This window comes from Streptomyces sp. SPB162 (genome assembly GCF_029504575.1).
In the GTDB taxonomy this organism is placed as follows: Bacteria; Actinomycetota; Actinomycetes; order Streptomycetales; family Streptomycetaceae; genus Actinacidiphila.
The window spans coordinates 5,701,539-5,718,365 of record NZ_JAQFII010000001.1; the positions used below are offsets into that span (position 1 = coordinate 5,701,539).

Consider the following 16,827-nt stretch of genomic DNA (forward strand, 5'->3'; position numbering starts at 1 on the left):
TCTCATCGGGAAGAGACCTAACGACCATGGCGAACTTCACCGCCGCTGACGTCAAGAAGCTCCGCGAGCTGACTGCCGCCGGCATGATGGACTGCAAGAACGCTCTCGTAGAGGCCGAAGGCGACCTGGACAAGGCCGTCGACATCCTCCGCGTCAAGGGCCAGAAGGGCGTCACCAAGCGCGAAGGCCGTTCGGCCTCCAACGGTGCCGTCGTCTCCCTGATCGCGGACGGCGCTTCCGAGGGTGTCCTCCTCGAGCTCAACTGCGAGACCGACTTCGTCGCGAAGGGTGACAAGTTCGTCACCGTCGCCGACGCGCTGGCCGCGCACGTCGCCGCCACCAAGCCCGCCGACCTCGAGGCGCTGCTCGCCTCCGAGATCAAGGACGGCCAGACCGTCCAGGCGTTCGTCGACGAGGCCAACGCCACCCTCGGCGAGAAGATCGTGCTGAGCCGCTTCGCGCAGTTCACCGACGGCTACGTCGCCTCCTACCTGCACCGCACCAGCCCGGACCTGCCCCCGCAGGTCGGCGTGCTGGTCGAGCTGGACAAGGAGAACGCGCAGGTCGCGAAGGACGTCGCGCAGCACATCGCCGCGTTCTCGCCGCTCTACCTGTCCCGCGAGGACATCCCCGCCGACGTGCTCGAGAACGAGCGCCGCGTCGCCGAGGCCACCGCGCGCGAGGAGGGCAAGCCGGAGGCCGCGCTCGCCCGCATCGTCGAGGGCCGCGTCACGGGCTACGTCAAGGAGAACTCCGTCCTTGAGCAGTCCTTCGCGAAGGACAGCAAGAAGACCGTCCAGAAGGTTCTGGACGAGGCCGGTGTCACGCTGAAGCGCTTCGCGCGTTTCCGCGTCGGCGTCTGAGCCAGCCAGCGAATGACCGACGACCCCGCTAGGGTCGGACGCGGTCGGCCGCCCGCCGGCCGACCGCAGTAGTGACGAGGAGGCCATTGCCGTAGAGGGAACCCACGTGGACCCACGGCAATGGCCTTCTTCGTACGCGCATGAGGAGATCTCCATGGATGAGGGCGCCGACAAGGCCGCCGACAAGGCCAGCGACTCCGGAACGGGCACCGCGCCCGGCACCGGAACCCCGCGGAGCCGGTACCTGCTGAAGTTGTCCGGCGAGGCCTTCGCCGGAGGCGGCGGACTGGGCGTCGACCCGGACGTCGTCCACGCGATCGCCCGCGAGATCGCCGCCGTCGTCCAAGAGGGCTACGAGATCGCCATCGTCATCGGCGGTGGCAACTTCTTCCGCGGCGCCGAGCTCCAGCAGCGTGGCATGGACCGGGCCCGCTCGGACTACATGGGCATGCTCGGCACCGTCATGAACTGCCTCGCCCTCCAGGACTTCCTGGAGAAGGAAGGCATCGAGACCCGCGTGCAGACCGCCATCACGATGGGCCAGGTCGCCGAGCCGTACATCCCGCTGCGCGCCGTGCGGCACCTGGAGAAGGGCCGCGTCGTCATCTTCGGCGCCGGTATGGGCATGCCGTACTTCTCCACCGACACCACCGCCGCGCAGCGCGCCCTGGAGATCGACGCCCAGGCGCTGCTCATGGGCAAGAACGGGGTGGACGGGGTCTACGACTCCGACCCCAAGCACAACCCGGACGCGGTCAAGTACGACGCCTTGGAGTACAGCGAGGTCATCTCGCGGGACCTCAAGGTCGCCGACGCCACCGCGATCACCCTGTGCCGCGACAACAAGCTGCCGATCCTCGTCTTCGAACTGCTCGCCGAGGGCAACATCTCGCGAGCCGTAAAGGGTGAGAAGATCGGCACGCTCGTCAACGACCAGGGGACGCGGGCCTAACCGCCCGCACCGGGGATGGACAACAGGCTGCCGGTCGGACACCGTGCAGGAAAGACGCGCGCAGGGGCCAGGCTCTGCCTTCTGAAAACCAGGAGCACATGGTGATTGAAGAGACCCTCCTCGAGGCCGAGGAGAAGATGGAGAAGGCCGTCATCGTCGCGAAGGACGACTTCGCCGCGATCCGCACCGGCCGTGCGCACCCCGCGATGTTCAACAAGATCGTGGCCGAGTACTACGGCGCCATCACGCCGATCAACCAGCTGGCCTCCTTCTCGGTGCCGGAGCCCCGGATGGCCGTGGTCTCCCCCTTCGACGTCAGCGCGCTGCGCAACATCGAAGAGGCGATCCGCAACTCCGACCTCGGCGTCAACCCGAGCAACGACGGCCGCATCATCCGGGTGGTGTTCCCGCAGCTGACCGAGGAGCGCCGCAAGGACTACATCAAGGTCGCCAGGACCAAGGGCGAGGACGCGAAGATCTCGATCCGCGCCGTCCGCCGCAAGGCCAAGGAGACGCTGGACAAGCTCGTCAAGGACGGCGAGTCCGGTGAGGACGACGTGCGCCGCGCCGAGAAGGAGCTCGACGACACGACGAGCAAGTACGCGGCCCAGATCGACGAGCTGCTCAAGCACAAGGAAGCCGAGCTGCTCGAGGTCTGACGCACCGCTGCGACCAGGCGGTCCGACCCGACGTTCTCTTCCGGGGGGTGACCCCCGCACCCCCCGCCAGAACACCAGGCCGGTCGCCTGGTCCTGATCGACAACGCGAGGCGAAACTCAGTGAACGACTCCTCCTGGAGTGCCACGCCGCGCTCCGGCCACTGGGAAGCGCCGGCGGGGGGACCGGGCGACGGCTCGGCGGGTTTCGCGCAGGATGCGCTCGACGCAGCGCAGACTCGTCGTATGCCGCCTGAGCCGTCACCGGAACCCGTCCCGCCCGTGAAGAAGTCCGCAGGCCGCAACCTGCCGGCCGCGATAGGGGTCGGCGTCGGTATGGGCGCGGTGATCGTCGCGTCGCTCTTCATCGTCAAGGGCCGCCTTCGTCGGCGTGGTGGCGCTCGCCGTCGTCGTCGGCCTGTGGGAGCTCACCTCCCGGCTCGCCGAGAAGAAGGCAATCCGGATCCCGCTCGTACCCCTCGTGGTCGGCGGCGTCGCCATGGTCGTGGCGGGCTACGCGCGCGGCGCCGAGGGCGCGTGGGTCGCCGTGGCCCTCACCTCGCTCGCCATCCTCGTGTGGCGGATGACCGAGCCGCCGGAGAACTACCTGCGGGATGTCACCGCGGGCATCTTCGCCGCCTTCTACGTGCCCTTCCTCGCCACCTTCGTGTCGATGATGCTCGCCGCGGACGACGGCCCCTGGCGGGTCCTCGTCTTCCTGCTGCTCACGGTGATCAGTGACACAGGCGCCTACGCCGTCGGCTGGCGCTTCGGCCGCCGCCTCCTCGCCCCCCGCATCAGCCCCGGCAAGACCCGCGCCGGCCTCTTCGGCGCCATCGCCTTCGCCATGACGGCCGGCGCCCTGTCGATGCAGTACCTGATCGACGGCGGCAAGTGGTGGCAGGGCCTGATCCTGGGCCTCGTCGCCGCGGTCAGCGCCACCCTGGGCGACCTGGGCGAATCCATGATCAAGCGCGACCTGGGCATCAAGGACATGGGCACCCTCCTCCCCGGCCACGGCGGCATCATGGACCGCCTCGACTCCCTCCTCCCCACAGCCCCAGTGGTCTGGCTCCTCCTGGTCATCTTCGTGGGCACGGGCTGACCTCGGTACAGGTCCGAGGCCAGCCCGCCTGTCCAGGTGTCAGAGCAGCGGCTGGTCTTTCAGGCGCATGCGCTCTAGCCAGTCGGCGTAGCGCCACTCCAAGGCCTCTTGGCGAGGTGGGTGTGGCAGATCGCGCAGGTGTGGCGTCGTGATCCCCAGCTCTTCGAGCGTGGGGCCTTGGGGTCGGGGTATCACCGACAGCGTGTGCGGCTCGATGCCGAAGAGGTGGGCGTCAAAAGCTCGATGGAGCGCGGCGTTCAGTGGGAGACCGTTGCGCGGGTCGTCAGTGCCGTCCTGCGCAACGGGACGCAGGTGTGCCGCTTCCAGCATCTCCGGTACAGCGATGCCGGAAAGTGGGCAGCGCGGGAAGTAGCGCTGAAAAACCTGGAGCTTAAAGCGCGCCTGCCCCGGGCGGACGCGGACATTGCGTCGCGCCTGCCTGCTCCGGCTCCCCGTCAGCGTGAACGGCACCTCGTCTGAATGGTCCGCGCGCAGGATCTGCTGAGGTGGGGACTGGCCGTAAGTCAGGAGGAAGGTCCTGCTTTCGTCCTGCCAGCCTTCCACCCAGGCGAGCTGAACGATCCGTACGTTGGACTGCGGAGTCGGCTTTGCTATGACGAAGATCGGCAGCTCGAGCTCTGCTGCGGCTTTCGTCGCGGCGATTTCGGAGTCGTCCCGCCCGGCGGGGCGCCGGGTCAGCGGGTACTGGTAGAGGGCGCCGTCCTCGCTCAGATCGTCCGGGTAATGCTCACCGCTGTGCATCACCCCCACGGTGATTCCGCCCTTACGCAAGAGGCTGGTGCGCTTGCTGTCGACCCAAATGCCTTGACCTCCCGCGAACGCGTCGAAAGCGCGGTAGGCGCTGGGAGAAACGCGGGTCAGGTCTTCTTCGGTCTCCTGCAGGTGCTTCCAGACGGCGAGGCGCCAGGCGAGCTCGCCCTCGACCGTCGTAGGGCGGCCATCAACGATGGTGAAACCAAGATCCGACAGCATTTTGTTGCTACGGGCTCGACCGCCGCTGATCACTTGCGCAGCCGCTACATCTCGCTGATGACCGCCACCAAAGGCCACATTGGCAATCGCCTTAGCGTCATACAGGCGGCCGTCGAGCTGCAGGTAGTACTGACGAGCTCGTGAAAAGCCGTGCTCCTTCAAGAAGCTGTCACGGCCGCTGGCCTTGAACTCTTCAACAGCCTTCAAGACGGAATCGGCGTCCGATAGAACCGTGCTCATGGTTCCCCCTCCATGGTGAGCCCACTTACGGAGGACAGTACGTGGCGGGTCTGACACCCGCTGTTCCTCGGTAGAACTGTCAGAAGAACGGTGTCCCCGACCTACCTGGGACGTCTGCGACACTGGTAGGACCATGCCTGTACCCGGAGAACTTACTTTTGCCGTGCCGCGTGGGGCCAAGAAGCCCCCGCGGCATCTCGCCGACATGACTCCTGCCGAGCGACGGGAGGCCGTTGTCGAGTTGGGCGAGAAGCCGTTCCGTGCGAAGCAGCTGTCGCAGCACTACTTCGCGCGGTATGACGATGATCGCGCGGCCTGGACGGATATTCCGGCGGCGTCGCGCGACAAGCTCGCGGACGGGCTGCTGCCCGAGATGATGTCGGTCGTGCGGCACATCAGCTGTGACAACGACACGACGCGCAAGACGCTGTGGCGGCTGTTCGACGGGACACTCGTCGAGTCGGTGCTGATGCGGTACCCGGATCGGGTCACCATGTGCATCAGTTCGCAGGCCGGGTGCGGGATGAACTGTCCGTTCTGTGCGACGGGGCAGGCGGGGCTCGATCGGAACCTGTCGACGGCCGAGATCGTGCACCAGATCGTGGCCGGGATGAAGTCGCTGCGCGACGGTGAGATCCCCGGTGGGCCTGCCCGGCTGAGCAACATCGTGTTCATGGGCATGGGCGAGCCGCTGGCGAACTACAACCGCGTCATCGGGTCGATCCGCAGGCTGACGGACCCGGAGCCGGACGGGTTGGGGCTGTCGCAGCGGGGAATCACCGTGTCGACGGTCGGGCTCGTGCCCGCGATGCTGCGGTTCGCCGACGAGGGGTTCAAGTGCCGGCTCGCGGTGTCGCTGCACGCTCCGGATGACGAGCTGCGCGACACCCTGGTGCCGGTCAACACCCGGTGGAAGGTGCGCGAGGTGCTGGACGCCGCGTGGCACTATGCCGAGGTGTCCGGGCGGCGGATCTCCATCGAGTACGCGCTGATCAAGGACATCAACGACCAGGCGTGGCGGGCGGACCTGCTCGGGCGGCTGCTCAAGGGCAAGCGCGTGCATGTGAACCTCATCCCGCTCAACCCGACTCCCGGGTCGAAGTGGACGGCGTCGCGGCCCGAGGACGAGCGGGCGTTCGTACGGATGCTGGAGTCGCACGGCGTGCCGGTGACCGTTCGTGACACACGTGGGAGCGAGATCGACGGAGCGTGTGGGCAGCTGGCGGCCTCCGAAGGCTGAGGGCCGGCGCGCTGCTATCGTGGCGCTCGTAGATTCGTACAAATGAACATTTCCGACAGGGGAGCGCACCAGCGCTGAGAGTGCGGCCACCGGCGAAGCCGGTGCGGCCGCAGACCCTCGGACCTGATCCGGGTAATGCCGGCGTAGGGAGTCAACCGCTCATGAACACCAACCTTCGGCGCGCCGCGACGGCCGTCGTGGCCACCGCCCTCGGCGCGACGGCGCTCGCCGCCTGCGGCGGCTCCGACGACAAGGCCGACGGCGCGAAGGCGGCGACGTCCAAGACCGTCACCCTCGTCAGCCATGACTCCTTCGCGGCCTCGCCGGCCGTGCTCAAGGCGTTCACCCAGCAGACCGGCTACACCGTCAAGGTGCTGGCCGGCGGTGACGCGGGAGCGGCCGTCAACCAGGCGATCCTGTCGAAGGGGCACCCGCAGGGCGACGTCTTCTTCGGTGTCGACAACACGCTGCTGTCGAGGGCCCTCGACAACGACCTGTTCACGCCGTACGAGGCCAAGGGCCTGGACCAGGTCCCGGCCGCGCTGCAGCTCGACAAGGCGAAGCACCGGGTCACCCCGATCGACTCCGGCGACGTCTGCGTCAACTACGACCGCAAGTACTTCGACGAGCACAAGCTGGCCGTGCCGGCGACCTTCGACGACCTGGTCAAGCCGGAGTACAAGAACCTGCTGGTCACGGAGAACGCGGCGACGTCCTCCCCGGGCCTCGCCTTCCAGCTCGGCACGATCGCGAAGTACGGCGCCGACGGCTGGCAGGAGTACTGGAAGAAGCTCAAGGCCAATGGCGTCGAGGTCGTCGACGGCTGGGAGCAGGCGTACAACGACCGCTTCTCCGGCTCGGCCGGCGGCAAGGGCAAGGGCGACAAGCCGCTCGTCGTCTCGTACGCCTCCAGCCCGCCCGCCGAGGTGCTGGGCGTCAAGCCGCAGCCGGCGCAGGGGCCGACCGGCGTCGCGACCGGCACGTGCTTCCGGCAGATCGAGTTCGCGGGGCTGCTCAAGGGCGGCACGAACGACGCGGGCGGCAAGGCGCTGCTGGACTTCCTGCTGAGCAAGACGTTCCAGCAGGACATGCCGCTGCAGATGTTCGTGAACCCGGCCCGGCAGGACGCGGCGCTGCCCGCCGAGTTCACCAAGTACGGCGTGAAGATCGACACCCCGCCCACCGTGGCGCCCGACGAGATCGCCAAGAACCGTGACCAGTGGGTCAAGGCATGGTCCTCGCTCGTTCTCAAGTAGCCACCGGTCGGTTCCCGCGCGCCGCCGCGGTGCGGCTCGGCCTGATGGCCGTGCCCACCGCGTTCTTCGCGGTCTTCTTCGCCTATCCGGTGGCCGCCATCGTCACCCGCGGCCTGCGGGACGGCGGCCGGTGGCGGTTGGGCCGGATCGGCGAGGTGCTGACCGACCCGGAGATCCTGCGGGTGCTGTGGTTCACCGCGTGGCAGGCGGTCGTGTCGACCGGGCTGACGCTGCTGGTCGCGCTGCCGGCGGCGTACGTCTTCGCCCGCTTCGAGTTTCCCGGCAAGCGGCTGTTGCGGGCGGTGGTGGCGGTGCCGTTCGTGCTGCCCACGGTCGTGGTCGGATCGGCGTTCCTGGCGCTGCTGGGCCGCGGCGGCCTGCTCGACGACCTGTGGGGTGTGCGGCTGGACACCACCGTCTGGGCGATCCTGCTCGCGCACGTCTTCTTCAACTTCGGCGTGGTCGTCCGGTCCGTCGGCGGGCTGTGGTCCCAGCTCGACCCGCGCCAGGAGGAGGCCGCGCGGGTCCTGGGCGCCGGCCGCTTCGAGGCGTGGCGCCGGGTGACACTGCCGGCCCTGGGGCCGGCCGTGGCCGCGGCCTCGCTGATGGTCTTCCTCTTCACCTTCACGTCCTTCGGCGTGATCCAGATCCTCGGCGGCCCGAAGTACTCCACGCTCGAAGTGGAGATCTACCAGCAGACCGCGCAGTTCCTCGATCTGCCGACGGCCGCGGTGCTCACGCTGGTGCAGTTCGCGGCGGTCGCCACGATCCTCGCGCTGCACGCGTGGACGGTGCGCCGCCGGGAGAGCACGCTGCGGCTCGTCGACGCCGCCCACACCTCGCGCCGCCCGCGCGGCGCCGCCCAGTGGGCGCTGCTGTGGGCGGTGCTGGCCGTGATCGTCCTGCTGATCCTGGTGCCGCTCGGCGTCCTGGTGACGCGTTCGCTGGACGGTCCCGACGGCTACGGCCTCGCCTTCTACCGGGCGTTGCTGAAGGTCCCCGAGACCGGCGGAACGTTCGTCGTCGCGCCGATCGAAGCGGTCGGGAACTCCCTGGAGTACGCGGCGGTGGCCACGCTCATCGCGCTGCTGGTGGGCGGCCTCGCCGCCGCCGCGCTCACCCGGCGCGCCGGCAGACTGGTGCGCGGCTTCGACGCGCTGCTGATGCTGCCGCTGGGCACGTCCGCGGTGACCGTCGGGTTCGGCTTCCTCATCACCCTCGACGAGCCCCCGCTGGACCTGCGGTCGACGTGGCTGCTGGTGCCGCTCGCGCAGGCCCTGGTGGGTGTGCCGTTCGTGGTCCGCACGATGCTGCCCGTGCTGCGCGCGGTCGACCAGCGGCTGCGTGAGGCGGCGGCGGTGCTGGGCGCCTCGCCGTGGCGGGCCTGGCGCGAGGTGGACCTGCCGCTGGTGCGGCGCGCGCTGCTGATCGCGGCGGGCTTCGCGTTCGCCGTCTCGCTCGGCGAGTTCGGCGCGACCGTCTTCATCGCGCGACCCGACAACCCGACCCTGCCGGTGGCGGTGGCCCGGCTCCTCGGACGCGCCGGGGAGCTCAACTACGGGCAGGCGATGGCTCTGAGCACCGTCCTGATGCTGGTGTGCGCGGGCGCGCTGCTGGCACTGGAGCGGCTGCGCACCGACCGTTCAGGATCAGGAGAGTTCTAGATGACGTCCTCGACTCCACTCCTGCGGCTCGACGCCGTGACGGTCCGCTTCGGGAAGCACGCGGCGCTGGACGCCGTGGACCTGGAGGTCGCCGCGCACGAGACGGTGTGCGTCCTGGGCCCCAGCGGCAGCGGCAAGTCCACCCTGCTGCGCGCGGTGGCCGGGCTGCAGGCGGTCGACGCCGGCCGGGTGCTGCTGGACGGCCGCGACCAGGCGGGCGTTCCCACCCACCGGCGCGGCCTGGGCCTGATGTTCCAGGACCACCAGCTCTTCCCGCAGCGGGACGTCGGCGGCAACGTCGCCTTCGGACTGCGGATGCGCGGGACGCGCCGCGACGAGGCGGAGCGCACGGTCTCCCGGCTGCTCGACATGGTGGGCCTGCCCGGCGCACAGCGGCGCGCGATCGCCGCGCTCTCCGGCGGTGAGCAGCAGCGCGTGGCGCTGGCCCGCGCGCTGGCCCCCGAGCCGAAACTACTGATGCTGGACGAGCCGCTCGGCCAGCTCGACCGGGGACTGCGCGAGCGGCTCGTCGTCGAACTGCGCCGGCTGTTCGCACGGCTCGGCACGACCGTGCTGGCCGTCACCCACGACCAGGGCGAGGCGTTCGCGCTCGCCGACCGCGTCGTGGTCATGCGCGACGGCCTGATCGCGCAGAGCGGCACCCCGCTGGAGGTGTGGCAGCGGCCCGCGTCCGAGTTCGTGGCCCGCTTCCTCGGCTTCGACAACGTCGTCGGGGCGACCGTGCTCGGCGAGGCGGCCGACACCCCGTGGGGCAAGGTGCCGGTGCAGCCGGGCGCGCCCCAGGGGGCGTGCCGGCTGCTGGTCCGCCCCGCCGGGGTGCGGCTGACCGGCGTCCGCGACGGGCTGCCCTGCACGGTGACGGCCAGGACGTTCCGCGGCGACCTCGTCACCCTGCTGCTGCGCCCGGCGGACGGACCGCCGCTCGAGGCGGCCTGCTCGCTGCGGGACGCGCCGGAGACCGGCACCGAGGTGGGCGTCACGTTCAGCGCTCAGGACGTCGTGGTCCTCAGCCCGTAGCGGCTGCCGTGAGCCGGGCCAGTGCGTCCGGGGCCTCGTCGACGGAGTCGACCAGGGCGATACGGGCCGCCATGGGGCGGTCCTTCGCCAGCGCCTGGAGCAGGGGCCAGGTGGGCAGGTCACGGGTCCAGTGCTCGCGGTTCACCAGCACCATCGGGGTCGGGACGCCCCGGGACCCGTAGTAGTTCGGCGTCGCGTTGTCGAAGATCTCCTGGACGGTGCCGGCCGCGCCCGGCAGGAAGACCACGCCCGCGGTGCAGCGGGCCAGCAGGCCGTCCTCGCGGATCGCGTTGGCGAAGTACTTGGCGATGTGCGAGGCGAACGCGTTCGGCGGCTCGTGGCCGTAGAACCACGTCGGGACGCCTACGGACGTGCCGCCGTCCGGCCAGCGCTCCCGGACGGCGAACGCGGCCGACGCCCAGTCGCCGATCGACGGTGTGAACAGGGGCGCCTTCGCCACCGTGCGCAGCGCCTCGCCGAGCACCTCGTCCGCGAACGGGGCCGTGTAAGCGCCCAGGTTCGCCGCCTCCATGGCGCCGGGGCCGCCCCCGGTGGCGACGGTCAGCCCCGAGCGGGCCAGCGTCCGGCCGAGGAGGGCGGCGCCCGCGTACGCGTCGTTGCCGCGCTCCATGGCGTGGCCGCCCATCACGCCGACCACCCGCTCGCCGGTGAGGAGTTCGTCGAGCGCGTCCGAGACGGCGTCGTCGTGGATGCTCCGCAGCATTGACGCGAGTATGTCGCCGTCCGCCCGGGTCCGCTGGAGCCACTCGTAGGCGCGGGCGTCCGGCGTCGTCGCGTACCCCGCGGCCAGCCCGTCGTAGAGCGACTGCGGTGTGTACAGCGAGCCGCGGTACGGATCGAACGGCAGGTACGGGACCGGCGGGAAGACCATCGCCCCGCGCGCCCGCACATGGGCGAGGGCCTCGGGCTCCATGGGGCAGCCGAGGAACACCGCCTCCGCCGGGTCCAGGGCCAGCAGCGCGGCGGTACGGTCCGTCAGGTCGACGGCCTGCAGGCGGTATCCGGCGAGCGAGCCGGTGGCGGCCACCCGGTCGAACTCCTCGGGTGATTCGATCTCGCGGTCAGGGGCGCCGCTGTGCGGCGTGGTATCGGTCAGCACGGGTGAACCCTAAGGGCTGTCCCGTCATCCCGGCCGCGGCACGGCTCAGACCCCCAGCGGCGAGGCCGCGAGTTGCGCGATGAGGGCGGTCACCGGGACGACCACTGCCAGCACCGTCGCGCAGCGCAGGCCGACGGCGCCGCGCAGCAGGCGCGCGGAGGCGCCGAGTTGGACGAGGGCGGCGGTGGAGTGCTCGCGGGTGCGCCGGGCTTCGAGTGCGGCGGTGAGCACCGTCGCGAGCGCGCACAGGACGATCAGGGCGGCGGCGAAGCCGGTGAGTGGGCCGAGCCTCCGGTCGCCGGTGCCGTAGAGCTGCGACGCGGCCAGCCCCCCGGCGGTGATGGCGCACAGCACGCCGATCGGCCGCCCGATCCGGTCCGCCTCCTCCTGGAGGGCGCGGCCGGCGAGCAGCCGCAGGGCGCCGGGACGCACGGCGGCCAGCAGGCGTCCGCAGGCGTAGACGACCGCCGGGCCGGCCAGGATCATGCCGGCCGCGATCAGCGCCCAGCCGGCCAGAACGGTGGGGGCGGCGCTGCCGAGGCCGCCGGGCAGCGGCATCAGGTCGGTCGCGGTCGAGTGCCGCAGGTCGTCGGCGGTCACCTCGATGGCGAGGCCGATGGCCGTGAGGGCGGCTCCCCACGGCAGGCCGGCGGGGGCGGTGACCGCGGAGAGCGCGTCCGGGTCTTCCGCGTCGGCGGACGCGGGGCCCGAGGGGGCGGTCCCGCGCGGCCACAGGAAGGCGGCGCTGGCGGCCGCGGCGAGCACCGGTACGGCGGCGAGCAGTACCAGCGCGCCCGCGAAGGGCAGCGGGAGCTCCGGGCCGAGCGCTTCGACGGCCGTGCCGCGCAGCCGCAGGTAGACCACCAGGGCGATGGTGCTGCCCAGCGCGCAGGACAGCGCGGTGGTCGCGGCGGCCAGCAGCGGTACCACGTTGCGGCCGAGTCCGACCGCGGCGAGCCCGGAGTGCAGCCGCCCCGTGGGCTCGGCCCTGGAGACGGCCACCGAGAGCTGCACGGCGACCGCGAACGGGACCGCGCACCAGGCGAGCCGGGCGCTGGACGCCGCAGGGTCGCCGGGGTGGCCCAGGGCGTAGCCGAGCGCGGCCAGCAGCAGGAAGCCGGTGCCCCCGGCCGCGACGGTCACCAGCAGCCGGCGGAGCAGGACCGAGGGGACGGATCCGCGGGCTACACGGAGGCTGAGCACGACGCGGCACCCTCCCGGTCCTGAGTGGGCATGGCGGCCGCCGGCCGGCCGTCGACGATGGTGAAGATCCGGTCGGCCGAGGCGGCGACCTCGGGTTCGATGGTGGCGAGCAGCACGGTGATGTCGTGCGAGCGGGCGGCGCTGGTGAGCGTCCGCAGGATCTGGGCGCGGTCCGCGCGATGCAGCGGCGCGGTGGGCTCGTCGGCGAAGATCACGTCGGGGAGGGTGACCAGCGCGCGGGCGATGGCCACCCGCTGGCGCTGCGCCTGGAGCAGCTCCGCGGGCCGTTTGCGGGCCAGCGAGCCGACGTCCAGACGGTCCAGCCACTCCTGCGCGGTCCTCTTGGCCGCGCGGTGCGACATGCCGCGGAGCAGCAGGGGCAGGGCGGCGTTCTCCCGGGCGGTGAGTTCCGGCAGCAGCTGCGGGGTGCCGCCGATCCAACCGAAGCGGTCGCGGCGCAGCCGCTCGCGCGCTGCGAGCGGGAGGGTGTGCACCGGCGCGCTGTTGAACCACACCTCTCCCTGGTCGGGCAGCAACTGCCCGGCCAGGCAGCGCAGCAGGGTGGACTTGCCGGAGCCGCGCGGTCCCAGCAGGGCGAGGATCTCGCCCTTGCGCACCCCCAGCGAGACGCCGAGCAGCGCGGGGGATCCCTGGATGGAGTGGCGCAGGGCGCGGGCCCAGAGCACGTCGTTGTCGGGCGGGGCCACCATTGCCGCTTACCTCCGCGAGTCGTTCCCCCTGGGTCGGTCAACGAATGCGGGGGAGAGCGGTCACTGCGTTGGCAGGCTAAGGATTTTCCGGGCCAGGTCGGGTGAGGCACGGCGCCCGGGTCCCCCGGACGGCCGCATCCCCGAGAAGTCCGCGAAACGCCGCGGCGCGCCGGGCGGGCCCCGGAAGGGGTCGCCCGGCGCGCCGGGGGGAATCACCGCGCAGCGGTCAGAGCTTGGTCCACGCCTCGGTGAGGACGGCGCGCAGGATGCCCTCGATCTCGTCGAAGGTCTCCTGGGTGGAGATCAGCGGCGGCGCGAGCTGGACGACCGGGTCGCCACGGTCGTCGGCCCGGCAGTACAGGCCGTTCTCGAAGAGCGCCTTCGACAGGAAGCCGTACAGGACGCGCTCGGTCTCCTCGTCCGTGAAGGACTCCTTGGTGACCTTGTCCTTGACGAGCTCGATGCCGTAGAAGAAGCCGTTGCCGCGGACGTCACCGACGATCGGCAGGTCGTGCAGCTTCTTCAGCGTGTTGAAGAACGCGTCCTCGTTGTCGAGCACGTGCTGGTTGAGGCCCTCGCGCTCGAAGATGTCGAGGTTCGTGAGGCCGACGGCCGCGGAGACCGGGTGGCCGCCGAACGTGTAGCCGTGCAGGAAGGTGTTCTCGCCCTTGTAGAACGGCTCGGCGAGCTTGTCGGAGATGATGCAGGCGCCGATCGGGGAGTAGCCCGACGTCATGCCCTTGGCGCAGGTGATCATGTCCGGGACGTAGTCGAACTTGTCGCACGCGAACATGGTGCCGAGGCGGCCGAAGGCGCAGATGACCTCGTCGGAGACGAGCAACACGTTGTACTTGTCGCAGATCTCGCGGACCCGCTGGAAGTACCCGGGCGGCGGCGGGAAGCAGCCGCCGGCGTTCTGCACCGGCTCCAGGAAGACGCAGGCCACGGTCTCCGGGCCCTCGAACAGGATCTCCTGCTCGATCTGGTCGGCGCAGTACCGGCCGAAGGCCTCCGGGTCGTCGCCGAAGAGCGGGGCGCGGTAGATGTTGGTGTTGACCACCTTGTGCGCACCGGGGACCAGCGGCTCGAACGGCGCCTTGAGGGCCGGCAGACCGGTGATCGACAGGGCGCCCTGCGGGGTGCCGTGGTACGCGACGGCGCGGGAGATGACCTTGTACTTGGTCGGCTCACCCGTGAGCTTGAAGTACTGCTTGGCGAGCTTCCAGGCGGTCTCGACCGCCTCGCCGCCGCCGGTGGTGAAGAAGACCTTGTTCAGGTCGCCGGGGGCGTAGTTCGCCAGCCGCTCGGCCAGTTCCACGGCCTTGGGGTGGGCGTACGACCAGATCGGGAAGAAGGCCAGCTCCTGGGCCTGCTTGTACGCGGTCTCGGCGAGCTCGTGGCGGCCGTGACCGGCGTTGACCACGAACAGCCCGGAGAGGCCGTCGAGGTACTTCTTGCCCTTGTCGTCGTAGATGTACGTGCCCTCGCCGCGCACGATGGTCGGCACAGGGGCGTTCTCGTACGACGACATGCGGGTGAAGTGCATCCACAGGTGGTCGTACGCGGTCTTCGAGAGGTCCGCGTTCATGGCTATCTGGTTCCCCAGGTGTAGGTCTGCTTCCGGAGCTTCAGGTAAACGAAACTCTCGGTGGTCCGCACGCCGGGCAGCGCGCGGATCCGCTTGTTGATCATTTCCAGCAGGTGGTCGTCGTCCTCGCAGACGATCTCGATCAGCAGATCGAACGAACCCGCGGTGATGACGACGTACTCGACCTCGCCCATTTCGGCGAGGGCGTCGGCGACGGGCTCGATGTCCCCCTCGACGTTGATGCCGACCATCGCCTGCCGGCGGAAGCCGACGGTGAGCGGGTCGGTCACGGCGACGATCTGCATGACGCCCTGGTCCTGCAGCTTCTGGACGCGCTGCCGCACGGCCGCCTCGGAGAGGCCCACGGCCTTGCCGATCGCGGCGTAGGGCCTGCGCCCGTCCTCCTGGAGCTGCTCGATGATCGCCTTGGAGACGGAGTCGAGCACTCCGGAGCCGTTGGGGTTCTTCGGATCCGTACTACGAGTGGCCACGAGTCCCACTGTGCAGGAGAGGTCGACGGTCCCGCAACCCCCGAACGATGAAATTCGTGGTTCCGGTGCTCAAATCTCACTGATTCCATCGTTCTGGAGAGTTGGGTATGTCGAACACGGCAGTGGTGCGGCTAGGCTCGATTACTCTGGAAGCGTCTCACCCATCGGACACAGGACAGGAGAGGTGCAGTGAGCGAGCTCAAGCGTCTGCGCAACTACATCAATGGAGAGTTCCGCGACGCCGCCGACGGGCGGACCACGGACGTGGTCAATCCGGCCACCGGTGAGGTCTACGCCACCGCGCCGCTCTCCGCCGCCGCCGACGTCGACGCCGCGATGGCCGCCGCCGAGGCTGCTTTCCCCGCCTGGCGCGACGCCACGCCGGCGGCCCGCCAGCGCGCCCTGCTGAAGGCCGCCGACGCGATCGAGGCACGGGCGGACGAGCTGGTCGCCGTGGAGAGCGAGAACACCGGTAAGCCGCTCGGCCTCACCGCCAGCGAGGAACTGCCGCCGATGGTCGACCAGATCCGCTTCTTCGCGGGTGCGGCCCGGATGCTCGAAGGCCGCTCGGCCGGCGAGTACATGGAGGGCATGACCTCCATCGTCCGCCGCGAGCCGGTCGGCGTCTGCGCGCAGGTTGCGCCGTGGAACTACCCGATGATGATGGCCGTCTGGAAGTTCGCCCCGGCGATCGCCGCGGGCAACACGGTCGTCCTCAAGCCGTCCGACACCACCCCCGCCTCGACGGTGCTGCTCGCCGAGATCCTCGGCGAGGTGCTGCCCAAGGGCGTCTTCAACGTCGTCTGCGGCGACCGCGACACCGGCCGCGCCATGGTCGAGCACAAGGTCCCGGCGATGGCCTCCATCACCGGCTCCGTCCGCGCCGGCATGCAGGTCGCGGAGAGCGCCGCCAAGGACGTCAAGCGCGTCCACCTGGAGCTCGGCGGCAAGGCGCCCGTCGTGGTCTTCGGCGACGCCGACATCGCCAAGGCCGTCGAGGACATCGCGGTCGCGGGCTACTTCAACGCCGGCCAGGACTGTACGGCCGCCACCCGCGTGCTGGTCCACGAGTCGATCCACGACGAGTTCACCACCGCGCTCGCCAAGGCCGCCGCCGACACCAAGACCGGCGCCGCGGACGACGAGGACGTGCTCTACGGCCCGCTCAACAACGCCAACCAGCTCGCCCAGGTCAGCGGCTTCATCGAGCGGCTGCCCGCGCACGCCAAGGTCGAGGCGGGCGGCCACCGCGTCGGCGAGAAGGGCTACTTCTACGCCCCGACCGTCGTCTCCGGCCTGAAGCAGGACGACGAGATCATCCAGAACGAGGTCTTCGGGCCGGTCATCACCATCCAGCCCTTCACCGACGAGGACCAGGCCGTCGACTACGCCAACGGCGTCGACTTCGCCCTCGCCTCCTCGGTGTGGACCAAGGACCACGGCCGCGCGATGCGGATGTCCAAGCGCCTCGACTTCGGCTGCGTGTGGATCAACACCCACATCCCGCTGGTCGCCGAGATGCCGCACGGCGGGTTCAAGAAGTCCGGCTACGGCAAGGACCTCTCCGCGTACGGCTTCGAGGACTACACCCGCGTCAAGCACGTCATGACGTCGCTCGACGGCTGATCCTCGCGGACACCGGCCCCGGACGCGCAGGTCGCGTCCGGGGCCGGTGCGCGTCCCGGCCGCGCGACACAGTGTCAGGCAG

The 16,827-nt window shown here is 70.3% G+C and carries 14 protein-coding genes, 1 pseudogene and 1 riboswitch; of the genes and pseudogenes, 9 read left to right on the forward strand and 6 right to left on the reverse strand.

All coding sequences use genetic code 11. The features are described 5' to 3' along the window. The first annotated feature begins 26 nt into the window (after positions 1-26). The 4 genes and pseudogenes from tsf (at position 27) to M2266_RS25910 (ending at position 3,576) form a co-directional block, all read left to right on the forward strand. On the forward strand, positions 27-863 hold the full coding sequence (gene tsf, locus M2266_RS25895) for a translation elongation factor Ts (protein ID WP_277440343.1): 837 nt from the start codon (positions 27-29) through the stop codon (positions 861-863). Positions 864-1,017: 154 nt separating this feature from the next. Further along, positions 1,018-1,815: a UMP kinase gene (pyrH, locus tag M2266_RS25900; protein ID WP_277440344.1), complete on the forward strand. Its 798-nt coding sequence runs from the start codon at positions 1,018-1,020 to the stop codon at positions 1,813-1,815. A gap of 101 nt (positions 1,816-1,916) precedes the next feature. Further along, a complete protein-coding gene (gene frr, locus M2266_RS25905) occupies positions 1,917-2,474 on the forward strand; it encodes a ribosome recycling factor (RefSeq protein WP_269273760.1) in 558 nt (185 codons plus the stop codon). A gap of 120 nt (positions 2,475-2,594) precedes the next feature. Beyond that, a pseudogene (locus M2266_RS25910) lies at positions 2,595-3,576 on the forward strand (phosphatidate cytidylyltransferase). Positions 3,577-3,615: 39 nt separating this feature from the next. Here M2266_RS25910 and M2266_RS25915 read toward each other — a convergent pair. Further along, positions 3,616-4,809: an HNH endonuclease gene (locus M2266_RS25915; RefSeq protein WP_277440345.1), complete on the reverse strand. Its 1,194-nt coding sequence runs from the start codon at positions 4,807-4,809 to the stop codon at positions 3,616-3,618. 133 nt (positions 4,810-4,942) lie between these two features. Here M2266_RS25915 and rlmN point away from each other — a divergent pair, with 133 nt between their 5' ends. From rlmN to M2266_RS25935, 4 genes are all read left to right on the forward strand, one after another. After that, positions 4,943-6,049 (forward strand): 23S rRNA (adenine(2503)-C(2))-methyltransferase RlmN, encoded by a 1,107-nt coding sequence (rlmN, locus tag M2266_RS25920; protein WP_277440346.1) that lies wholly within the window; start codon positions 4,943-4,945, stop codon positions 6,047-6,049. Positions 6,050-6,096: 47 nt separating this feature from the next. Then, positions 6,097-6,216, forward strand: a riboswitch (TPP riboswitch). Further along, the gene (locus M2266_RS25925; protein ID WP_277440347.1) at positions 6,211-7,305 is read left to right on the forward strand and encodes a thiamine ABC transporter substrate-binding protein; all 1,095 of its coding nucleotides are present in this window, start codon (positions 6,211-6,213) and stop codon (positions 7,303-7,305) included. (Overlaps the previous riboswitch by 6 nt.) Positions 7,306-7,349: 44 nt before the next feature. Then, entirely contained in the window at positions 7,350-8,969 is a 1,620-nt protein-coding gene (locus tag M2266_RS25930) for an iron ABC transporter permease (protein WP_277441356.1), read from the forward strand. Beyond that, positions 8,970-10,007 (forward strand): ABC transporter ATP-binding protein, encoded by a 1,038-nt coding sequence (locus M2266_RS25935; protein WP_277440348.1) that lies wholly within the window; start codon positions 8,970-8,972, stop codon positions 10,005-10,007. On the opposite strand, the gene M2266_RS25940 is transcribed toward M2266_RS25935, so the two are convergent. The 5 genes from M2266_RS25940 to M2266_RS25960 all read right to left on the reverse strand — a co-directional run bounded on the left by M2266_RS25940 (position 9,997) and on the right by M2266_RS25960 (position 15,119). Further along, positions 9,997-11,127, reverse strand: a complete 1,131-nt coding sequence (locus tag M2266_RS25940) for an LOG family protein (RefSeq protein WP_277440349.1) — start codon at positions 11,125-11,127, stop codon at positions 9,997-9,999. The genes M2266_RS25935 and M2266_RS25940 overlap by 11 nt on opposite strands. Before the next feature lie 45 nt (positions 11,128-11,172). Continuing rightward, a complete protein-coding gene (locus M2266_RS25945) occupies positions 11,173-12,330 on the reverse strand; it encodes a hypothetical protein (protein WP_277440350.1) in 1,158 nt (385 codons plus the stop codon). After that, the gene (locus M2266_RS25950) at positions 12,312-13,040 is read right to left on the reverse strand and encodes an ATP-binding cassette domain-containing protein (RefSeq protein ID WP_277440351.1); all 729 of its coding nucleotides are present in this window, start codon (positions 13,038-13,040) and stop codon (positions 12,312-12,314) included. The genes M2266_RS25945 and M2266_RS25950 overlap by 19 nt, the downstream gene beginning before the upstream one ends. 226 nt (positions 13,041-13,266) lie before the next feature. After that, positions 13,267-14,628, reverse strand: coding sequence for an aspartate aminotransferase family protein (locus M2266_RS25955; protein ID WP_277440352.1), 1,362 nt, complete (start codon positions 14,626-14,628; stop codon positions 13,267-13,269). A 2-nt stretch (positions 14,629-14,630) separates the two neighbouring features. Beyond that, complete coding sequence (locus M2266_RS25960; protein WP_277440353.1) at positions 14,631-15,119, reverse strand: Lrp/AsnC family transcriptional regulator; 489 nt, start codon at positions 15,117-15,119, stop codon at positions 14,631-14,633. Positions 15,120-15,308: 189 nt separating this feature from the next. Here M2266_RS25960 and M2266_RS25965 point away from each other — a divergent pair, with 189 nt between their 5' ends. Continuing rightward, positions 15,309-16,745, forward strand: coding sequence for a gamma-aminobutyraldehyde dehydrogenase (locus M2266_RS25965; protein ID WP_277440354.1), 1,437 nt, complete (start codon positions 15,309-15,311; stop codon positions 16,743-16,745). Positions 16,746-16,827: the final 82 nt, after the last annotated feature.

Bases quoted from the DNA above. Each gene is read 5' to 3' on its own strand.
- tsf (WP_277440343.1), top strand. From the start codon at position 27: ATGGCGAACTTCACCGCCGCTGACGTCAAGAAGCTCCGCGAGCTGACT.
- pyrH (WP_277440344.1), top strand. From the start codon at position 1,018: ATGGATGAGGGCGCCGACAAGGCCGCCGACAAGGCCAGCGACTCCGGA.
- M2266_RS25915 (WP_277440345.1), bottom strand. From the start codon at position 4,809: ATGAGCACGGTTCTATCGGACGCCGATTCCGTCTTGAAGGCTGTTGAA.
- rlmN (WP_277440346.1), top strand. From the start codon at position 4,943: ATGCCTGTACCCGGAGAACTTACTTTTGCCGTGCCGCGTGGGGCCAAG.
- M2266_RS25925 (WP_277440347.1), top strand. From the start codon at position 6,211: ATGAACACCAACCTTCGGCGCGCCGCGACGGCCGTCGTGGCCACCGCC.
- M2266_RS25930 (WP_277441356.1), top strand. From the start codon at position 7,350: ATGGCCGTGCCCACCGCGTTCTTCGCGGTCTTCTTCGCCTATCCGGTG.
- M2266_RS25935 (WP_277440348.1), top strand. From the start codon at position 8,970: ATGACGTCCTCGACTCCACTCCTGCGGCTCGACGCCGTGACGGTCCGC.
- M2266_RS25950 (WP_277440351.1), bottom strand. From the start codon at position 13,040: ATGGTGGCCCCGCCCGACAACGACGTGCTCTGGGCCCGCGCCCTGCGC.
- M2266_RS25955 (WP_277440352.1), bottom strand. From the start codon at position 14,628: ATGAACGCGGACCTCTCGAAGACCGCGTACGACCACCTGTGGATGCAC.